This window comes from Streptomyces sp. NPDC046862, assembly GCF_040704615.1.
Taxonomy (GTDB): Bacteria; Actinomycetota; Actinomycetes; order Streptomycetales; family Streptomycetaceae; genus Streptomyces.
The window spans coordinates 22,309-41,029 of sequence record NZ_JBEYXP010000060.1; the positions used below are offsets into that span (position 1 = coordinate 22,309).

The following is an 18,721-nucleotide window of genomic DNA, read 5'->3' on the forward strand; positions in this document are numbered from 1 at the left end:
GTGTGGCGGGATGCCGTGATCAGCTGTCGAAGTCCACGGCCTGTCCGGGCCTCGTCCGTCATGCGCTACCGGCGCCGGGCAACACCGCCAGCACGGCGACCACCGCCCGGTGGTCCGTGCCCGGCACGGTCCGTTCGCCGACGGAGACGCCCACCAGGCCGGAGCCGTGCAGAACGTGGTCGAGCTGGACCAGGGGCGGTACGAGTGACATACCGACGGGCCAGGTGCGGACCCATCCGTGGCCGAGTTCGGCGTGGGTGTCCGTGAGCCCCGCCGCCAGCAGCTCACGCATGGGTGCGTGGTCGAGGGAGGCGTTGAAGTCCCCCAGGAAGACGGTGTCCGGACCGCTGTTCCGGGCGACGGAGGCGAGCGCGGTCATGTCCCGTGTCCAGCGCTTGGCGTCACCGAGCGGGTAGTAGGTGTGGACGGCCACCAGCCGTACGGTCCGTCCGCCCACGGTCACCTCCGCGGTGGTCTGCGGCCAGGCGGTGTCGGCGTCCAGGGGGCCGCCGTCGGTCAGCGGGATCCGCGAGTAGATCGAGGAGTCGTTCTCGGGGTGGAGCTCCTGATGGGGCAGCAGACGGCCGAGACCGGCCCTGGCGAGTGCGGCCACGCCCGCGGACGGCAGCTCCTCCACGGCCAGTACATCGATCCGTTCGGTCCGGACCAGCCGCACCAGCGCACGGGCGTCCGCCTTTCCGACGTGGGCGTTGACGGTGGCCACACGCAACTCGGCCGCCTGCGCCGGGACATGCTGCCGGTGCGGTACGAACCGCGGGACCAGCAGGCCGACTTGCACCGCCGAGAGCAGCGTTACGACGACCACCGCTCGACGCGAGCGCAGGGCGGGAACGGCGAGCACGGCGCCGAGCACGAGCACGCTGAGCGCGGCACCGTAGGGGAAGAGCACCACGGGCACGGCGAGCGGTGTTCCCGCGTCCAGCCCCGTCAGCCGTACGACGAGCAGGGTGACCGGTCCGGCGAGAAGGACACCACAGGCCACCAGGGCCACCAGCCCGGACCGGCGCCCGCGTCGACCACCCCGGCCGCTTCCCCGCCGCCCGTCGGCACCGCGGGGCGTGTCCACGGCCGTGTCCGTCATCCGTCCTCCATGTTCCCCACGGCACGGGTGGCGATCACCCGGACTCCGGAGAGGGGACGACGGTTCACGCGCGAATGGTTGCGGCCCGACGAGCCCGACGAGCCCGATCAGCCCACCCGGTCAAGAGGAGATGCGTGCCTCCGCGGCGGAGATGGCCTCCTGGCGTTGCCGGTGGCGCTGTTCGTACTCCAGTACATGACGGGCCTGGTGGGAGGGAGCGTCCCGCAGACTCGCCGTGATCTCGACTGTGTCCATGGCGTCGTAGCCGGTCCACGGCTCCTCCGCCCGCAGCTGCTCGATGGTGTCGAGGACTCCCTTCCGCTGGGCGTGTGCGCGCTCGTAGCCCTCGACCACTGTCAGTTCCAGCTGGGACAGCGTGCGCAACCGCCTCTGGACCTCCTCCGTGCTGAGCCGGCGGTACCCGGGAATCGGCAGGTCCTCCTCCCGCCGGACCGCTCCCAGGATCTCCTCGGCGAGGGGGCCGGGCGGGGGCGTCTCCCGCACCACGCCGTCGGTGGCTCCCACGGCCTGCCGGTCGCCGCGCCCGGCGATGTCCCGTACCCGGTCGAGGGCGTCCCGCATCGTCCGGGCGGCTGCGTCGGCCAGCCCGCCGACACGGTTCTCGCCCCGCCCGAAGCCGTTGGCGGACGCCGCCACGGCGCGTGCCTGCTCGACGAGGCTGTCCTCCAGCTCCCGCAACAGCTCCTCGTCCTGGCGGCGCAGGGAACCGAGCAGCTCGGCGGTGGTCTCGTCGACGGTCTGTTCGGCGAGGGCTTCCCCGGCCCTGCACGCCGCCAGCGCCCGCGCCACAGCCGCGTACTCGTGCTCCGCGTTCTTCAGCAGCTGTCGCGCGTCGGCCGGATGCCCGCCGGGTCGCATGCCGGTCACGGCTCTCGCCCCGATCGTCAGCGGCAGCATCGCCGTGCGCACCGCGCTCCGCGAGATGAAGCGCGTCAGGCCGGCCGCGGTGCCCAGCAGTCCCTGGGGCCGCAGATCACGCACCTGGTGCTGAAGGCGCTGGAGACCGATCTGGACCTCGCCCGCCTGGCGTTCGAGCATCCGCCGGTACGGGCCCGGCGGCGTGACCATCGCATCTGCCCGGAACCGGTCCAGGACGGCGATGTGAGCCTGACGCGCGTTTTCCAGCGCCGGCACGATTTCCTCCGTCATCACAGCCATGCGGGCTCCTGAATGAACAACGGGGCGGCGTTCTGCCGCTCGGGGAAAGGGACCGCCTCAGCGGACTCCACAGGGCAACCGGCACCATCCTGCGGGACCCATGCCAAGATCGCCCGGCGGGTGGAGCGGGAGGGTGGCGTGCTGCCGGAGTACGCCGCCGCCGCGACGCTTGACCCTGACGCAGGGGCAACCTCCCAGCATGGTCGGCATGACCAGCGGAACCAGTGCGACGGAGGTCGCAGGACGACGCACGCCGTACGGCGACCACGAGACCGGCGACCACGGGACCAGCGACCACGGGACCGGCGATCACGAGACGGGCGATCACGAGACGGGGACCGAGAAGGGCGACAGGACGATGCGGAACTTCACGGTCCACCACGATGGCGTCACGATCCCGGTGTCACGGGGCGGCCGGGGACGACCGCTGGTCCTGTGCCCCGGACTGAACTCGACACAGGCCGACCTGCGGGAGCTGACCGAACTCCTGCGACGGGACCACGACGTGTGGACCTTCGACCTCAGGGGCCATGGCCTCGCCTCGGCCGCGGACCGGTACTCCTTCGACGCGTTTCTGAGCGATCTCGACGCCGTGCTGGCGGAACCAGGGCGCCTCGGCCTGACCTCGGCGCCCTTGCTCGTGGGCTATTCGCTGGGCGCGGACCTGGCCGTCCACCACGCCTCCGAGTTCCCCGACACCGTCGCCGGGCTCGTCCTCATCGACGGCGCGAACCCCCTGCCCGAACCGTTCATCACCGATGCCGATCTGGCGCGGTTCCGCGCGATGGCGCGGGACCAGGTGACGCGGCAGACGGCCGAGCGGACCAGGGGCACCGCGCGTCAGGTCCTGCTCACCGCCCAGGACATCCTCGATCTGCAGCTGGAGATCGATGTGGTCCGGTCCGGCATCCTCGACCGGTACCGGAGGATCGACCGACCCATCAGCATGATCATGTCCACCGCGATCGCCGGCGACAGCACCGAAGGGCGTGCGCCGCGACACAACAGGCTCTGGCGGTCCGGTGTCGAGCGGCTCGTCCGTGAGCGGCCGAACGTCTCCACGTCCTGGCTCCACGCCGACCACCGGCTCGTCTTCACCCACGCCCCGGAAATCGCCCGGATCATCCGGAGCGCACAGCCTCCGGCCGACAGGCCGCCCTCCTGAACAACGCCTGGGAGACTGGTCCGATGCTGACCATCGGCGAGCTGGCGTCGTACGCCGGAGTGACGGTGCGCGCGGTGAGGCACTACCACGCCAAGGGACTGCTGCCGGAGCCGGAGCGGGACCACTCCGGCTATCGGAGGTACGACGCGGGCGCCGTCGTCGAGCTCATCAGGATCCGGACCCTCTCCGAGGCCGGGATTCCGCTCGCACGCGTCCGGCAACTGCTCCAGGCCGGCGAGGAGGAGTTCGCCGCGGCGGTCGCGGACATCGACAAGCGGCTGCGAGCCGAGATCCGGGAACGGCGGCGGCACCGCGAACGGATCGCCCGGCTCGCCTGCGGGGACAGTCTGGCGCTGCCTCCGGAGGTGGTCGAGCATCTCGACCGGCTGCGGGCCCTCGGGGTCGACGAGCGGATCGTCCAGGTCGAACGCGACGGCTGGATCCCACTGGCCGCGCACTCGCCCGAGCGAGTCCCGGAGTGGACGGCACGCAAGCGGGACCAGATCGCCGACCCGCAGTTCATCGACTTCTACCTCACCCTGGGCCAGGCCCTCGACCGGACCGACGACGACCCGCGGCTGGTCGAACTGGCCGACGAACTGGCCGCCTACATCACGCGGATGGCCGACGAACAGGGCGAGGACTACGTCGACGACGCCGACATCGAGCCACCGCTCGTCGACCTGATGGACGCCATGGCGTTCGACGCGCTGCCGGGGGCCCGCCGGCTGATCGAGCTGCTGAGGAAGCGGGGCTGGACCGGCTGGACGAAGCTCGAACGGGTCACTCCGGCCCACTAGGCTGAACGGGGTGACTGAAGAGGCCAACGACCAGACAGTGATACTGCGTCCCGTGCGCGAGGACGATCTCCCCGTACTGGAACTGTTCCTGACCGATCCCGAGGCCGGCGGCCCGTTCCAGTGGTACGGCTGGTCGGACCAGAGACGCTATCGGCGTCGCTGGTCGGAGAACGGCCTGCTGACCGATGACGGCGGCCAGCTCATGGTGACCACGGGCGCCGACCGGCACGGAGTCGTGGGGTGGCGGAAGATCACGGTCTCGGCCACCTCGTACCACTGGAACATCGGAATCCAGTTGCTGCCGCAGGCCCGGGGCCGCGGGATCGGCACCCAGGCCCAGCGATTACTCGTCCGCTACTTGTTCGCGCACACGCCCGTGGTCAGGATCGAGGCCGACACCGAGCGGGAGAACGTGCCGGAGCAGCGCGCGCTCGAGAAGGCCGGCTTCCGACGTGAGGGCGAGCTGCGCAGCATCACCTTCCGGGACGGGCGGTGGCGGGACGGCGCGCTCTACAGCGTCCTCCGCGACGAGTTCCTCACCAGGTGAGTCACGGGAGTCGCGGGAGTCGCGTGAGTCGCGGGCGTCATGGTCCCGGGTCTGCAGAACTCGGCCGAGACGAGTCCTCGCTGTCGGTCGGCCGGCATTCGCCGTCTTCCTAGTTCCATGTGCCGAGGCCGATTCGGGCTCGGGTCGGGCCACAGTGCCCGGGCGCGTCGCTAGCGTTGGCGAACAGCCACGATCACCTGCGCGGCCTGCCCCGACGCACCCGAGGAGAGCGATGCCGAGCAGCGGCCACACGTACCTCCGCAGGTTCGACGTGTGGAGTGAACGGTGACGCAGGCGCCGGACGACGCCACGGGAGAGCGGGCCGACGCCGCCCGCAACCGGGCCCGGCTGTTGGAGGCGGCCGCCCAGCTGGTGGCGGACCGGGGAGCCGAGCATGTGACCATGCACGAGGTCGCGCGGGCGGCAGGCGTGGGAAAGGGCACGCTCTTCCGCCGCTTCGGCGATCGGAACGGACTCCTGCTGGCTCTGGTGGACGAGGTCGAGGCGGAATTCCACGAGGCGTACACCTTCGGTCCCCCGCCGTTGGGACCGGGAGCACCGGCGAAGGACCGGCTGACGGCGTTCGGGTCCGCCCTGATCGAGCGCGTCGCCGACGACACGGACCTGGGCCCGGCGCTGGGACGTCAGATCCCCGTCGACCGCCGCCACACCTCGCACTACGGCCGGGCCTTTCAGCACCACGTCTCGTCGCTCCTGCGGGAAGCGGGAGTAGAGGGCGATCACGACATGCTCGCCCACGCCATGCTCGCCTTCACGGACCTCGAGACCATGGACCACCTGCGCAACGATTGCCAGGCCACCACCGCACGTCTGCGGAGCACGTGGGCGGACCTGGTACGGCGGGTGACCGAGGCCGACGAACGCTGAGCACCTCGTGTGGGGCGGGCGGTCAGACGTCGGAAGGCCGATCGTTCGAGAGCGCGGTGACCGTCTGGTGGAACTCCTCGAGAACACCGAGGAATCCGGTCCTGCCCCACAGCGCCGGACCCAGAACGGCGAGGCCCACGGCCGTCATGTGCACGGCCCCCGGAAGGTCCCGGCCCGACAGAGCGCGCATCGTGGACCGGTCTCCGCGGGCCCAGGCCCGTGTGGCCTCGACGATGGCGAACTCGTAGTGGGGCGGAGCAGCGGTGGCGACGTCGTCGGCCCGCCGAACCAGGTCGTCCAGTCTCCACTGCCTGCCGGTCAACTCCATGATGCTGATGGTGGAGCGCAGCAGACCGCTCAGCACGGCGTACACCTCGATCCAGCCGCCCGCGTCCAGACCGGCCAGCGCCTCCTGGACCGCGATGGCGTCGTGGTCCGTGTAGCCACGGACCACGTCCACCGCGAGTTCGTGGGAGGTCCTGTCCGCGGCATCGCTCATGCGGCTCACACTATGGTCGCCCGGCCGGTCGGGAGATCGGTCTCTTGGCGCAACGCGTCTAGGAACAAAGCACTAAGACCAGGGAGGCGGCGTGTTCGCCAGGCGTTGGGGGAGCGGAGTGCGGTAGTCGGGCAGCAGGTTGTGGGCGCGGAACGCCGACTTCAGGAAGACGCGGACGACACGCTCGCGGCAGGGGCTCATCCAGCCGATCCGGTGGAGCCGGCAGACCGGTGCGCCGGCGAGGTAGCGGGTCACGTCCCTGCCGAACGCCCGGAAGGGTGCGGGGAACCAGCGCTCGGCGAAGAAATCCATCATCGCGGTCGCCACACGGCGGCCGGACTCCGTCTGCTCGTACCCGTCGGGAGTCGAACTTCGAGGCGAACCCGGTCATCGCGTTCCAGTCCTCGGGGAACGCCTCGAGGCTGTCGGCGTACCTGGCCGGTGTTGACCTTCGAGTTGGTTGAGGCTCGACGATGACGGGGCCGCGACGCGATGCCCGGCCTGCGAGGACCCGACGAACCCGTCACGATCCACTCCGCCTGAGCGAGAACGAGAGGACCACTCCTTTGTCCACCACTCCCGCCGGCCCCGACCCCACCATGGAAGCCATCGGCGAGGCCGTCACCGAAGGACGAGCCGGCAACGTCTCCTCCGCCCGCCACAAACTCCTGGACATCTGGTCCGCGACAGGCGTCACCGGCGACCCGCTGCTCCGCTGCACTCTCGCGCACTACCTGGCGGACCTCTACGAAGACCCCGCCCAAGCCCTGGCCTGGGACATCCGAGCCCTGGACGCTGCCGACGCCGTGACCGAGCGGCGGGTTCAGGAACATCACGGGATTCTTCACATCGCCGGCTTCTACCCGTCCCTGCACCTCAACCTCGCTGACAACTACCGCCGACTCGGGTCCTTCGACGCTGCCACGGCACACATCAACGCGGCCAGAGAGCACGCCCCCAACCTCCCCCAGGACGCATACGGTGCCCTGCTGCGCACGTCCATCGAGCTAGTGGCCGAGGCCATCGTCCAGCGGGACACCGCCATGCGAGCTTCCGCCCCGGATCCCGCTCCATGACGAACAGAAACGCGCCCTTCGTCACCGAGGGGAGACGGCTCGGTGTGTGGGGATCAGTCACGTGAGCGGCTGGCCCCGGCGCCGGTGCGCCGGGGCCTGTCCCCGCGTCGTGGCTCAGCTGACCGCGCCGCTCATGCGGTATGGATCTCCAAGGCGGCACGCACGGCGGACTCCAGGGCTCCCTCGATCCACGCCGGCTTGACGGACGTGTGGTCGCCCGCGAAGTGCAACGGCCCTTCCCTCACGGGGATCGCGGGCAGCAACTCCGTGTGCTGCCCGGGCAGGAGCACGGACGCCTCCCCGTAGGCGTAGGGATCGCGCAGCCAGCTCTGCGTGCGGCCCGCGCCGGTGTAGAAGACCTCGATGCGCTGGCCGTAGACCTGTTGGAGGCCGCACAGAGCGCGTGGGTAGCGTGCCTCGTCGTCCAGGGAGTCCCAGCGCAGCGCGTCGTCCGCCCAGCTGTAGGAGGCCAGGACCACACCTCCCGCGCTGCCCGGAACCGGGTGGGAGGGGTGGAACATGAACCGGTTGGCGTTGTCCGACACCGAGCCGCCGCCCACGACCTCGACCGCCTCCGGCTGGTCCCGCGCGATCGCGCGGTTGGCGGCGTAGTGGGTGCGCTGACCCGCTGTGATGTGCCCGCCGGGCACGGAGGGATGGGCACCGAGCAGGCGGCCGTCCGCGGCGGCGCGGCCGGTGCGGTAGGCGTCGTACAGGCCGGGGTCGACGGCGTGCAGCTCGCGCTTCCAGTCGGCCTCGTCGAACTCCCACCAGCGGCGGCTGAACTCCAGCAGCACCTTGGTCGCGCTGTCGTAGTGCAGTTCGCAGACCGCGCGGCGCTTGCGGTACGACATGGGCGGGGCGATCTGCACGTGGCGCAGCCCCGAGAACGGCACCGTGACCACGGCGGCGTCCGCGGTGAACTGCTCGCGGACGACGGGACCGCCGCGGCCTTCGGACACGGTGTCCACCCACACGTGCGGGCCCTTGTTCCCGACGTGCCCGGTGTCCGGTGAAGGGCGGTCGGGGTGGTGGTACTCGATGCGCGTGACACGGCGGTCGAACCGCACCTCCTTGCGCACGCGCTCCAGGAGGGCGTCCGGCAGTACGGCCGTGCCGCCCTCCAACTCGTAGAAGGGCGTGTCGGGGCTGATGAGGGAGGAGCCGATGAAGCTGTGGATGAAGGACAGCGGGAGACGTGACGTGAGGTTCTCCAGGGTGCCGATCAGGTCGATGGTCCGCTCGTCGAGGCCGGCGTGCTCGGTGAGGAAACGGAACATCGACCAGTCACCGAACCGCCGTACCACCCGTGCCCAGCCCCGCAGTCGCTCCGGGAGCGGCTTGTCGACCCGCTTGCCGTCGCCGTTGACGTAGCTGAACTCGTCGCGCACCGGGTCCAGCGCGGCACGCAGGATGGCGGCGGCGGGGGAGTCCCAGTGGGCCCGGGGCACGCCGAAGGACCGGTTGATGCGCCGGGGCGCGCGGGCGTAGTCGGCGCGCCGCATGCGGATGCCGTTGACGTAGATCCAGGTGTGGTTGGCGGGACGTCCCTGATCGTCGACGTCTACGTAGTGGAAGCGCCGCTTCTTCAGGCCGAACTGGTCGATCAGCTCCATCACCAGGGAATGGCTCCCGGGGATGCGCATCGCGCCCGCTTCGGCGTACTGGCGGGGATCGGCGAAGGGCTGTTCGGCGTGTTCGTGGCCGCCGCCCCGGAAGGTCTTGATGCGTCCGCCGGCGCGGTTGCCGTTGGCCTCCAGCACCGTCACCCGGTGACCGGCCCGCTTAAGCAGCCAGGCAGCCACAAGACCGGCCGGACCGGCGCCGATGACCAGGACGTTCTTGGGGCGTGTCCGTCGATGAGCCGGCAGCCCCTCGTGGAGGACGCGCTGGTAACGCGGAACGAGGGGACGGTCGTCGGAGTCGAGTACGAGGAGTGCGCGAGCGACGGCGAGGCACCGGTCGAAGTCGGCGCCACGGCGCTCGCTCGGTGCGGCTGGTGCGGCTGGTGCGGCCGGTGCGGGCAGAGCCGCGGCGGTACCGCCGGTCAGGGCCGTCGCCACCGTGGCCGTACCGGCCGCCGCCGCGAAGCTCCTCCGGGAGAGACCGCCGTCCGAGGGCACCGCCGTGTGATCTTCAGTCATGGCGGACTTTGTACTGGCGGCCATGACCAGGTGCCCGCCCTTCGCCGAGGCGTTGACTCGAAGGAGCGAAGACGGCGACAAACCCTGACGTCCCCTGACGTCACAGCAGGTCCGCCGACGTGGACGGCTCGGGAGACCCGAAGGGATGAATGCCGGGCGAACTCCGTCTGCCGCCGCGAGCGATCTCCCAGACTGCCCCAAGAGCGCGGGGCGACGGAGGGGGAAGGGTGGCGCAGCGGTATACCGGGTTCGGTGACAGAGCCCGTTACTGGTTCGACAGCACACTGGCTCGCGGCGCGTCCGCTCTCGTCGGCTGGATGGCGCTGCTGTGTCTGGCCGTCGTCGTCCCGGCCAGTGCGGTGCTGGTGTGGACCGACCCCGACGCGCCGGCGTCCCTGGCGGACCGGCTGGCGGAGATATGGCGCCTGACCGGGGAGACACTGCGGCTGGGCGGTGCGACGGGTACGCCCCTGCGAGTGACGATGTCGGTGCTGCTCGCCCTGGTCGCCCTGCTGTACGTGTCGACGCTCGTCGGCCTGATCACGACGGCGCTCACGGAGCGGCTCACCGAGTTGCGGCGGGGCCGTTCCACCGTGCTCGAACAAGGGCATGCCGTGGTCCTGGGGTGGTCGGAGCAGGTCTTCACGGTGGTGAGTGAACTCGTGGCCGCCAATGCCAACCAGCGGCGGGCGGCGGTAGCGGTGCTGGCCGACCGGGACAAGACCGCCATGGAGGAGGCCCTGAGCACGAAGGTGGGGCCCGTCGGCCGTACACGGCTGATCTGCCGCACCGGACCCACCACCGATCCGGCCGTGCTCACCCTGACCAGCCCGGCCACGGCCGGTGTCGTGCTGGTCCTGCCCCACGACGAGCCCGACGCCGACGCCGAGGTGGTCAAGACGCTGCTGGCGCTCAGGACGGCCCTGGCCGGGGAGGAAACCCGTCCGTCCGTCGTCGCCGCTGTCCGGGACGACCGCTACCGCCTGGCCGCCCGTCTCGCCGCCGGGCCGGGCGGCGTCATTCTGGAGAGCGACACCGTGACCGCCCGCCTGATCGTCCAGGCCGCGCGCCGCCCCGGGCTCTCCCTCGTGCACCAGGAACTCCTCGACTTCGCCGGCGACGAGTTCTACCTGATCACCGAGCCTTCCCTGGCCGGCCGGCCGTTCGGCGACGCGCTGCTGTCCTACCCGACGTCGAGTGTCGTCGGGATGATGCGAGGGGACAGCCTCCTGCTCAATCCGGCACCGCAGACGACCGTGGCCCCCGACGACCTGCTCATCGTCATCTCCCGTGACGACGACACGGCCTGGCCGGCCGACTGCGCGGAGTTGGTCGAGAAGTCGGCGATGGCGGCGGCCGTCCCCTCGACGCCCGCACGACCGGAGCGGGTTCTCCTGCTGGGGTGGAACCGCCGAGCGCCGCTCATAGTGGACCAGTTGCGCCGCCGCGTCCGGCCCGGATCAGCCGTCGACGTGGTGGCGGACGGTGACGAGGTGACGGTCCGGCAGGTGAGCGAGGCCGACGCGCACGGCGGCGCCGACCTGACCCTGACCCTGCACCACGGGGACGTCACCCGTCCCGAGACCTTGCGACGTCTGGACGTCCACTCCTACGACAGCGTGATCGTGCTCGGCCAGGACCTCGCTCCCGGACAGCCGGCGGACGACCCCGACAACCGTACGCTCGTCACCCTTCTGCTTCTGCGCCAACTGGAGGAAGCCACCGGGCGCGAACTGCCGGTCGTCACCGAACTGATCGACGACCGCAACCGGGCGCTGGCCCCCGTCAGCCCGGGAGCAGACGTGATCATCAGTGGCAAGCTCATCGGCCTGCTCATGGCACAGATCTCCCAGAACCGGCACCTGGCAGCGGTGTTCGAGGAACTGTTCTCCGCCGACGGCACCGGGGTTCGCATGCGGCCGGCCACCGACTACGTACTGCCAGGGTGTGAGACGTCCTTCGCCACCGTTGTGGCCGCGGCACGTCAGCGCGGCGAATGCGCCATCGGTTACCGAAGCCACGACGACTCGTCGGCGAGCCCCGGCCACGGCGTGCGGATCAACCCGCCCAAGGCCGAGCGGCGCCGCTGGACGGTCGACGACGAGGTGGTCGTCGTCGGCAGGGACTGACGGAAGGCTTCGCCGGAGCGTCGAGGCCGGCGTCGGTGAGGGTCTTACGGCCGTCCCATGGACGCCTCCCGCTCCAGTAGCCCGGTACGCAACTCGAGCGGAGTCGCTCCATGCCATCGGCGCACCGCCCGCCGAAGTGCGCTCACGTCGGCGAAGCCCGACTGACGGGCGATGTCACGGAGGGTCAGCTCCGGTCGGCGCAGCAGTCGCTCCACTCTCTCCCGACGTACTCCGTCGACGATCGCCTCGTAGGTGGTGCCGCTCTCGGCCAGGCGGCGGCGCAGGGTGCGCTCGCTGGACGCGTGACGACGCGCTTGCTCGAGGAACGAGGGGACGGCCGGAAGGCTCTGCGCGATGGAGATCTCCAGCACCTCGAGGAGGTCCTGCTGATCGCGCCCCGACGCCGTCTGCTTGTCCAGCACGTCGAGCACCGAGGCGTAGGTGATGGGGTCCCGCCCCGGCATGGCAGCATGAGCCCACCGGGCCGGGATCACCATGCGATTGCCCGGGGCTCCGAAGCGCAGTGGGCAGCCGAACAGTTCGTCGAACGGGCCCCTGTCGCGTGGGGCGGGAAAGGCGAAATCGATCGCCTGCGGGGCGAACGCGGCGCTGACATTGAGACGGGTGAGGGTGACGACACTGGAGTACGCCTCCTCGATCAGGAAGACGGCGACCGTCGGATCCAGCGCGGGGTCCGGCAGATCGGCGCGCAGCACGTAGCCGGCGTCCTCCCAGCGGGCCGACCACACCGTCATCGCTCCGGAGAGGTTCTGATAGCGCACGCCCGTCTCGATGGCGTCCTCATGCGTGTCGGCGGCCATCATGGCGAAGCCGAGCAGTCCCCACGCGGTGAGGTGCTGCGCCGCGCCGACGCGCAGACCCAGGTGCTCGTCACCGGTCAGCTCCACCGCCCGGCGGATGACGTCACTGCCCTGCCGGTAGGAGACCCGCAGAGCGGCGGAGCCCATCACCGCCGGGTCCAGCCCGACCCGGTCGAGCAGCGGCCGCAGGTCGACACCGGCCTGCTCGGCGACCCGGACGAGGTAGCGCAGGATGTTCGGCGCGATGGTGGCCGAGGTGCTGCGGCTGGTTCCCGGGACGGGGGCATCGGGCATCGCGTTCCCTCTCACCAGGGCGTTCTCGCTTCACTGTAGGCAGCCGGGCCCCGATTGTCGCGGGCGTGGCCGCCAGGGCCCCCTTTCCGGCCTCCGGCGCACTGCAAGCGGTCTTTGAGCCTTTCTACCTTTGCGGAAACCCGCCCGCCCCGCCGTCCATGACCCCGTGGATCACCCGGCACGGAGCACCCCGCGCGAGAGCGCAAGAAACGAAGGCCCGCCATGACCGCACCTCTTCAGACCCCGGTTCCGCGACGATCTGCGCGCCGGAGCCCGCTGTCGCCGGCCCGACGGGCCGTGGCGACGGTGTTCGCCGCTCAGGGAGCGGCGGTGGCCGCGGTGGCCACCACGGTGCCCGCCGTGAAGGAGCGTCTCGCGCTCTCGCCGCTGACGATGACCGTCCTCGTCGTGGCCGTCGCGTTGAGCGCGGGCGTCGGCAGCTTCGCCGGACTGGCCGTGATCCGGCGTATGGGGCTGGTCGCCGCCATGCGGGTCGCGGTCCTGGCGACTGCCGCGGCCCTGCTGCTGATCGGCTGGGCCCCCGACCGGGCCGTGGTCGCGGTGGCCTACGGTCTGTTCGGCATGGCGCTGGGATGCATCGACGTGTCGGCGAACACCCGGGCCGCCGCCGTCGAGCGCCTCTACGGCCGGAGCGTCTTCGCCTCCTTCTACGCCGCCTGGAGCACGGCCGGCGTCGCGGCCGCTCTGCTCACCGCGGGCACGGCTCACCTCGGCCGGTCCGCCGAGTACACCCTCACCGCCCAGGCGGCCCTGGTCCTGGCACTCGCCCTGACCGTCCGCTCGCACACGCTCCCCACCGGCTCACCCGTCGCCGTGTCCGACCACGGGGAGACCGTCGTGCTCGGCCGCGGACTCTGGGGCAGACTCGCCCCGTTCGGCTTCGTCCTCCTGGTCGCCTACGTCATCGACTCCACGGTCTCGTCGTGGTCGACGCTCTATCTCCACCAGACCCTTGGCACCGCCCTGTCCGTCGCACCCCTGGCCTATGCGGCCTACCAGGTGGGTACCGTCACCGGGCGGGCGTGCGCCGACCACCTCGTACGCAGGGTCGGACCGGCGGCCGTGGTCCGTGCCGCCACCCTGCTCACCGCCACGGCCCTGGCCGGCTTGGCAGCCGCCCCCGCCTGGCCGTACGCGGTCCTGGCCGCCGCGTGCACCGGGCTCGGCGTCTCCGCGCTCGTTCCCCTGTGTCTCGCCTCCGCCGGACGCCTGCGACCGGGGGCGACGGAAGCGGTCCTGGCCCGTATGAACGTCTTCAACTACGCAGGTGTGCTCGCCGGCGGGGCCGCCAGCGGAATCCTCGGGTCCACCGGCCACTTCCGACTCGCCTACGGGATACCCGCCGCACTGGCCCTCGCGCTCCTGGCGACCGCACGATCCTTCAACGGCGTGGCCGCCCAAGCCCCCTCGTTGACCGCACGGACCAGTTCCCCCTGAACGGCAGATGAATACGTTCTTGTCAGCCCTTCAGGAATGGGACAGCGAACGGTTGGAAAAGGGATCCGGTTCATGGGAAAAGTCCAGTACGACACGTGCGTGATCGGAGCGGGACCCGCCGGGCTGGCGGTCGCCAGAGCCCTGACGGAGCGGAATCTGCCCTACACGCATCTTGAGCGGCACACAGGACCCGGTGGCATCTGGGACATCGACAACCCCGGCAGCCCGATGTACGAGTCGGCCCATTTCATTTCCAGCAGGACCCTCTCGGGCTTCGGAGGTTTTCCCATGCCCGACGCATTCGCCGACTATCCCCCGCACCGGCAGATCCTCTCGTACCTGAGGTCGTTCGCCGACGCCTACGGGCTGACGGAGCGCATCCGGTTCGGCGTCGAGGTCGAAAGCGTCGAGAAGAACGCGGACGGCACCTGGGTGGTCACCCGGGCCGACGGACAGCGAACCCTGCACAGTCACGTCGTGGTGTGCACGGGTTCCCAGTGGCACCCCAACGTCCCGGAACTGCCAGGGAACTTCACCGGCGAGGTCCGCCACACGGTCGGCTACCGCAGCGCGGAGGAGCTGCGCGGCAAGCGGGTCCTGGTCGTGGGAGCCGGAAACTCCGGCTGCGACATCGCCTGCGACGCGGCCCGCAGCGCGGACCACGCGGTGATCAGCATGCGCCGCGGCTACTGGTTCATCCCCAAGCACCTCTTCGGCCGGCCCGTGGACACCATTGCGAACGACGGGCCGCACCTGCCGATGTGGCTGGCGCAGCGGGTCTTCGGCACCCTCCTGAGGATCCTCAACGGCGACCCGACGCGCCTGGGCCTCCCGAAGCCGGACCACAAGCTGTTCGAGACCCACCCCGCGATCAACTCGATGCTGATCCACCATCTCCAGCACGGCGACATCACCGCCAGGCCGGGGATCGCCCGCGCCGAGGGCAGGACGGTCCACTTCACGGACGGCACCCGCGACGACTTCGACCTGATCCTGCTGGCCACCGGCTACGTCCACAAGGTGCCGGTAGCGCAGAAGTACTTCGGCGACGAGCAGCACCCCGACCTGTACCTGTCGTCGTTCTCCCGCGAGCACCAGGGCCTGTGCGGAGTCGGCTTCGTCGAGACCAACTCCGGCGCGTACCGGCTCTTCGACACCCAGGCCCAGCTGATCGCCGGGCACATCCACGACGCGGGGCAAGGGCTGCCGAACGCGGAGCGGTTCGCCGGCATGATCCGTACCGACCGCCCGGACCTGTCCGGTGGCATCAAGTTCGTCGACTCGCCCCGGCACACCGGCTACGTCGACAGCGCGGCCCTCGTGAAGCACCTCGCCAGGATCGCGGCCGGGATGGGCTGGCGCACCGAGGGCCGGCCGCCACGCGTGCGGTCCCCGCGGAGCGTGGAGGCGGTGTCGTGAGCGGCTTCGACTTCCATGACAAGGTCATGCTGGTGACCGGCGGCGCCGGAGGGATCGGCAGCGCGATGTGCCGCCGCTTCGCCACCCGGGGCGCCACTTGCGTCGTCGTCGACATCGACGCGACCCGCGCCAAGCAGGTCGCCGCGGAGCTCCCCGGCGCCCGCCACACCGCCATCGGCTGCGATCTGGTGGACCGGGCCCAGGTGGAGCACCTCTTCGATCAGGTCGCCCACGTGTACGGCCGCCTCGACGTGCTCGTCAACAACGTGGGAATGACCAGCGCCGAACGCTTCGACGTGCGCAGCGTCGAGAGCATCGAGAAGGAGATCACCCTCAACCTGACCTCGCCCCTGGTCGCCACCAGGATCGCGATCCCGCTGCTGCAGGCCTCCTTGGACGCCCGCGTGGTCACCACCGTCTCCCTCGGCGGGATCTTCCCGCTCGGCGAGACCCCGATCTACACGGCCTCGAAGTTCGGGCTGCGCGGGGCGATGCTCGCCCTCGGGCTCGACCTGAGGAGCAAGGGCATCCTGGCCGGGTCGGTGCTGCCGTCGGCGACCGACACCCGGATGCTGCGCCAGGAAGCCGTGGACGGCGGGAACTCCCTGCAGTTCCAGGATCCACCGCAGCAGCCCGCCGACGTCGTGGCGGCCGTGGTGGCCCTGCTCGACAAGCCCCGCCTGGAGGCCTACCCACGGACCGGTGAGTCCCGTCTGGTCCGGCTCGCGATGCTGGCACCGAACCTGCTGCCCAGAGTGTTCCCGCTGTTCCGGCAGAGGGGTGAGCGCGGCATGGCCCGCTATCTCGAGGAGCTGCGTCGCCGGGGACTGGCACGGCAGACCGACGGACGCTGGGAACTGGTGGAGGAGAAATGACCGCCGTCGAGAACCCCACGAGGCGGACCGCCGTCGAGAACCCCACGAGGCTGAACGCCGTCGAGAGCCCCGGCACGCTGAGCGTCGTCAATCCGGCCACCGGGGAGCTGATCACCACCGTGCCCGCCACGAGCGCCGAAGACGTAGCCGAGGCCACCGAGCGGGCCCGGCAGGTCCACGCCTCCGGCGTGTGGTCGCGGCTGCCGGTCCGCGAGCGCGGCGCGGTGCTGCTGCGACTCGCCGACCTGATGGAACGCGACACCGGGATCCTCGCCCGGCTGGACAGTGAGGACGCGGGAAAGCCGATCACCGAGTGCCTCACCGGCGACGCACCCGGTGCGGTCGAGTCGATCCGCTGGTTCGCCGAAGCGGCCGACAAGGTGTTCGGCAGGATCGCACCAGGCGGACAGGACAGCCTGGGCCTGATCAGCCGGGAACCGGTCGGAGTGGTGGCGGCGATCCTGCCCTGGAACTATCCGCTGGCCATGACCGCGTGGAAGGTCGGCCCCGCCCTCGCCGCGGGCAACTGCCTGCTGGTCAAGCCCGCCGAGGCCACCCCGCGCTCGGCCCTGCACCTGGCCGGACTAGCCGCCGAGGCCGGCCTCCCCGAGGGGGTCCTCACGGTCCTGACCGGCCACGGCTCCGTCACGGGCGCCGCCCTGGCCCGTAGCCCCGTCGTGGGCGCCCTGTCGTTCACCGGCTCCACCGAGACCGGGCGGCGCATCCTCAGGGACGCGGCCGACAGCAACTTCAAACGCGTCTCGCTGGAGATGGGCGGCAAGAGCCCCCAGGTGCTGATGGCCGACGCGCTCGCCTACGGGGACGAGCTCATCGACCACATGATCGAAGCCGCGTTCCTCACGATGGGTCAGAACTGCACGGCCGGTTCCCGCGTCCTGGTCCACCACAGCATCGCCGACGAGGTGCTGGACCGGTTCACGACCGCCGCGCAACGCCTGGTCATCGGCGATCCCGCCGACCCTCGCACCCAGGTGGGACCACTGATCAACCGGGCGGCCTTCGACCGGGTCGCGGCGGCGGTGGAAGCCGCCCGGGCCGGTGGAGCCCGCATCCACACCGGAGGGCTGCCGCACGGCCTGCCGCAGCGAGGGGCCTACTACCCGCCCACCGTGATCACCCACGCCCCCGAAGGCAGCGACGTACTCACCAAGGAACTGTTCGGCCCCGTCGTCACGGTCCAGACCTTCACCTCCGAGGAGGAAGCGACGTACCTGGCGAACGCCACCGAATACGGACTCGCCGCCTCCGTGTGGACCCGCGACCTCGACACCGCCCTCCGGTTGGCACGCGGCGTCCAGGCCGGCGTGGTCTCCGTCAACGCCTACAGCGAGGGCGACATCACCACACCCTTCGGCGGATGGAAACAGTCCGGATTCGGCGGCGTGGAGAAATCGACCAACGCCTTCGACCAGTGGACCCGGGAGAAGACCGTCTGGATCCGCACCCGCTGATCCCGTCGACGAGCCGGTGACGCGCCCATGTGAGTGCCGAAATGTGAGTGCCGAGACACCTGAAGACGGCTGACCCGGACCCGTGCATCGCTGTAGTCTCCGAACACCGCCCTTGACCTGCACAAAGCGGGCAGGGAGCAGACAAGTCGGGAGTTCGCCGTGCTTCGTACCATGTTCAAGTCCAAGATCCACCGCGCCACCGTCACCCAGGCCGACCTGCACTACGTGGGATCGGTGACCATCGACGCCGATCTCCTCGACGCCGCCGACCTGTTGCCCGGCGAACTCGTGCACATCGTCGACATCACCAACGGCGCCCGCCTGGAGACGTACGTCATCGAGGGCGAGCGCGGCTCGGGGGTCGTCGGGATCAACGGGGCCGCGGCCCACCTCGTCCACCCCGGGGACCTGGTGATCATCATCAGCTACGCGCAGGTCTCCGACGCCGAGGCCCGCTCCCTGAAGCCCCGGGTCGTGCACGTGGAGCGCGACAACCGCATCGTGGCCCTCGGCGCGGACCCCTCCGAGCCGGTTCCGGGCTCGGACCAGGAGCGCAGCCCGCAGGCCGTCACGGTGTGAGCAGGGTGACTGCCCGCCCACGCTCCGGGTACCCGGGTGTCAAGTCCAGAGCCGACGCATCGCATGGCTGGAGGACACCATGACGCATCCGCACCCCGACCCGGTGAAGCCAGGGCCGACTCCGGGGCCGGGGCCCGACCGCCCGGAGCCGTTCCCGGAACCGGGGCCCGCTCCCGGCCCGCCGGACCCCAACCCGGAACCGCGCCCCTCCCCGGAGCCAAGCCCGTCTCCGATCCCGCAGCCTCCGGGCCCCGACCCGGTACCGGAGCCCCAA

Annotated in this window: 17 protein-coding genes; 11 read left to right on the forward strand and 6 right to left on the reverse strand. The window is 70.8% G+C overall.

The genetic code is table 11. From position 1 onward, the window contains the following. Positions 1–58: 58 nt before the first annotated feature. Both AB0959_RS43865 and AB0959_RS43870 read right to left on the reverse strand, forming a co-directional pair. Positions 59–1,102 carry an endonuclease/exonuclease/phosphatase family protein gene (locus tag AB0959_RS43865; protein ID WP_366832466.1) on the reverse strand — a complete coding sequence of 348 codons (1,044 nt, stop codon included), beginning with the start codon at positions 1,100–1,102 and terminating at the stop codon, positions 59–61. Between the two features lie 120 nt (positions 1,103–1,222). Then, positions 1,223–2,281, reverse strand: a complete 1,059-nt coding sequence (locus AB0959_RS43870; RefSeq protein WP_366832467.1) for a hypothetical protein — start codon at positions 2,279–2,281, stop codon at positions 1,223–1,225. A gap of 208 nt (positions 2,282–2,489) precedes the next feature. On the opposite strand from AB0959_RS43870, the gene AB0959_RS43875 reads away from it, so the two are divergent. From AB0959_RS43875 to AB0959_RS43890, 4 genes are all read left to right on the forward strand, one after another. After that, complete coding sequence (locus AB0959_RS43875; RefSeq protein ID WP_366832468.1) at positions 2,490–3,446, forward strand: alpha/beta fold hydrolase; 957 nt, start codon at positions 2,490–2,492, stop codon at positions 3,444–3,446. 23 nt (positions 3,447–3,469) lie between these two features. Beyond that, the gene (locus tag AB0959_RS43880) at positions 3,470–4,246 is read left to right on the forward strand and encodes a MerR family transcriptional regulator (protein ID WP_366832469.1); all 777 of its coding nucleotides are present in this window, start codon (positions 3,470–3,472) and stop codon (positions 4,244–4,246) included. Positions 4,247–4,256: 10 nt separating this feature from the next. Then, on the forward strand, positions 4,257–4,793 hold the full coding sequence (locus tag AB0959_RS43885) for a GNAT family protein (RefSeq protein ID WP_366832470.1): 537 nt from the start codon (positions 4,257–4,259) through the stop codon (positions 4,791–4,793). Between the two features lie 285 nt (positions 4,794–5,078). After that, positions 5,079–5,681 (forward strand): helix-turn-helix domain-containing protein, encoded by a 603-nt coding sequence (locus AB0959_RS43890; protein WP_366832471.1) that lies wholly within the window; start codon positions 5,079–5,081, stop codon positions 5,679–5,681. Between the two features lie 22 nt (positions 5,682–5,703). On the opposite strand, the gene AB0959_RS43895 is transcribed toward AB0959_RS43890, so the two are convergent. Continuing rightward, positions 5,704–6,180, reverse strand: coding sequence for a hypothetical protein (locus AB0959_RS43895; RefSeq protein WP_366832472.1), 477 nt, complete (start codon positions 6,178–6,180; stop codon positions 5,704–5,706). 72 nt (positions 6,181–6,252) lie between these two features. Then, complete coding sequence (locus AB0959_RS43900; protein WP_366832473.1) at positions 6,253–6,507, reverse strand: hypothetical protein; 255 nt, start codon at positions 6,505–6,507, stop codon at positions 6,253–6,255. 239 nt (positions 6,508–6,746) lie between these two features. Here AB0959_RS43900 and AB0959_RS43905 point away from each other — a divergent pair, with 239 nt between their 5' ends. After that, the gene (locus AB0959_RS43905) at positions 6,747–7,256 is read left to right on the forward strand and encodes a hypothetical protein (RefSeq protein ID WP_366832474.1); all 510 of its coding nucleotides are present in this window, start codon (positions 6,747–6,749) and stop codon (positions 7,254–7,256) included. 131 nt (positions 7,257–7,387) lie between these two features. Here AB0959_RS43905 and AB0959_RS43910 read toward each other — a convergent pair whose 3' ends face one another. After that, a complete protein-coding gene (locus AB0959_RS43910; protein ID WP_366832475.1) occupies positions 7,388–9,400 on the reverse strand; it encodes an FAD-dependent oxidoreductase in 2,013 nt (670 codons plus the stop codon). Positions 9,401–9,627: 227 nt separating this feature from the next. Here AB0959_RS43910 and AB0959_RS43915 point away from each other — a divergent pair, with 227 nt between their 5' ends. Further along, entirely contained in the window at positions 9,628–11,529 is a 1,902-nt protein-coding gene (locus tag AB0959_RS43915; RefSeq protein ID WP_366832476.1) for an NAD-binding lipoprotein, read from the forward strand. A 44-nt stretch (positions 11,530–11,573) separates the two neighbouring features. On the opposite strand, the gene AB0959_RS43920 is transcribed toward AB0959_RS43915, so the two are convergent. Further along, a complete protein-coding gene (locus AB0959_RS43920; protein WP_366832477.1) occupies positions 11,574–12,644 on the reverse strand; it encodes an AraC family transcriptional regulator ligand-binding domain-containing protein in 1,071 nt (356 codons plus the stop codon). Positions 12,645–12,866: 222 nt separating this feature from the next. Between AB0959_RS43920 and AB0959_RS43925 the strand changes: the two genes are divergently transcribed. From AB0959_RS43925 to panD, 5 genes are all read left to right on the forward strand, one after another. Continuing rightward, complete coding sequence (locus AB0959_RS43925) at positions 12,867–14,102, forward strand: MFS transporter (RefSeq protein ID WP_366832478.1); 1,236 nt, start codon at positions 12,867–12,869, stop codon at positions 14,100–14,102. A 72-nt stretch (positions 14,103–14,174) separates the two neighbouring features. Then, positions 14,175–15,521 carry an NAD(P)/FAD-dependent oxidoreductase gene (locus AB0959_RS43930; protein ID WP_366832479.1) on the forward strand — a complete coding sequence of 449 codons (1,347 nt, stop codon included), beginning with the start codon at positions 14,175–14,177 and terminating at the stop codon, positions 15,519–15,521. Next, positions 15,518–16,396: an SDR family oxidoreductase gene (locus AB0959_RS43935; protein ID WP_366832480.1), complete on the forward strand. Its 879-nt coding sequence runs from the start codon at positions 15,518–15,520 to the stop codon at positions 16,394–16,396. The genes AB0959_RS43930 and AB0959_RS43935 overlap by 4 nt, the downstream gene beginning before the upstream one ends. Beyond that, a complete protein-coding gene (locus tag AB0959_RS43940) occupies positions 16,393–17,868 on the forward strand; it encodes an aldehyde dehydrogenase family protein (protein ID WP_366832481.1) in 1,476 nt (491 codons plus the stop codon). The genes AB0959_RS43935 and AB0959_RS43940 overlap by 4 nt, the downstream gene beginning before the upstream one ends. Positions 17,869–18,027: 159 nt before the next feature. Continuing rightward, a complete protein-coding gene (gene panD / locus AB0959_RS43945; protein ID WP_366832482.1) occupies positions 18,028–18,447 on the forward strand; it encodes an aspartate 1-decarboxylase in 420 nt (139 codons plus the stop codon). The last annotated feature ends 274 nt before the right edge of the window (positions 18,448–18,721 follow it).

What these genes read in the sequence shown, in the direction of transcription:
- AB0959_RS43865 (WP_366832466.1), bottom strand. Translation starts at nt 1,102, where the DNA reads ATGACGGACACGGCCGTGGACACGCCCCGCGGTGCCGACGGGCGGCGG.
- AB0959_RS43870 (WP_366832467.1), bottom strand. Translation starts at nt 2,281, where the DNA reads ATGGCTGTGATGACGGAGGAAATCGTGCCGGCGCTGGAAAACGCGCGT.
- AB0959_RS43875 (WP_366832468.1), top strand. Translation starts at nt 2,490, where the DNA reads ATGACCAGCGGAACCAGTGCGACGGAGGTCGCAGGACGACGCACGCCG.
- AB0959_RS43880 (WP_366832469.1), top strand. Translation starts at nt 3,470, where the DNA reads ATGCTGACCATCGGCGAGCTGGCGTCGTACGCCGGAGTGACGGTGCGC.
- AB0959_RS43895 (WP_366832472.1), bottom strand. Translation starts at nt 6,180, where the DNA reads ATGAGCGATGCCGCGGACAGGACCTCCCACGAACTCGCGGTGGACGTG.
- AB0959_RS43910 (WP_366832475.1), bottom strand. Translation starts at nt 9,400, where the DNA reads ATGACTGAAGATCACACGGCGGTGCCCTCGGACGGCGGTCTCTCCCGG.
- AB0959_RS43920 (WP_366832477.1), bottom strand. Translation starts at nt 12,644, where the DNA reads ATGCCCGATGCCCCCGTCCCGGGAACCAGCCGCAGCACCTCGGCCACC.
- AB0959_RS43925 (WP_366832478.1), top strand. Translation starts at nt 12,867, where the DNA reads ATGACCGCACCTCTTCAGACCCCGGTTCCGCGACGATCTGCGCGCCGG.
- AB0959_RS43930 (WP_366832479.1), top strand. Translation starts at nt 14,175, where the DNA reads ATGGGAAAAGTCCAGTACGACACGTGCGTGATCGGAGCGGGACCCGCC.
- AB0959_RS43940 (WP_366832481.1), top strand. Translation starts at nt 16,393, where the DNA reads ATGACCGCCGTCGAGAACCCCACGAGGCGGACCGCCGTCGAGAACCCC.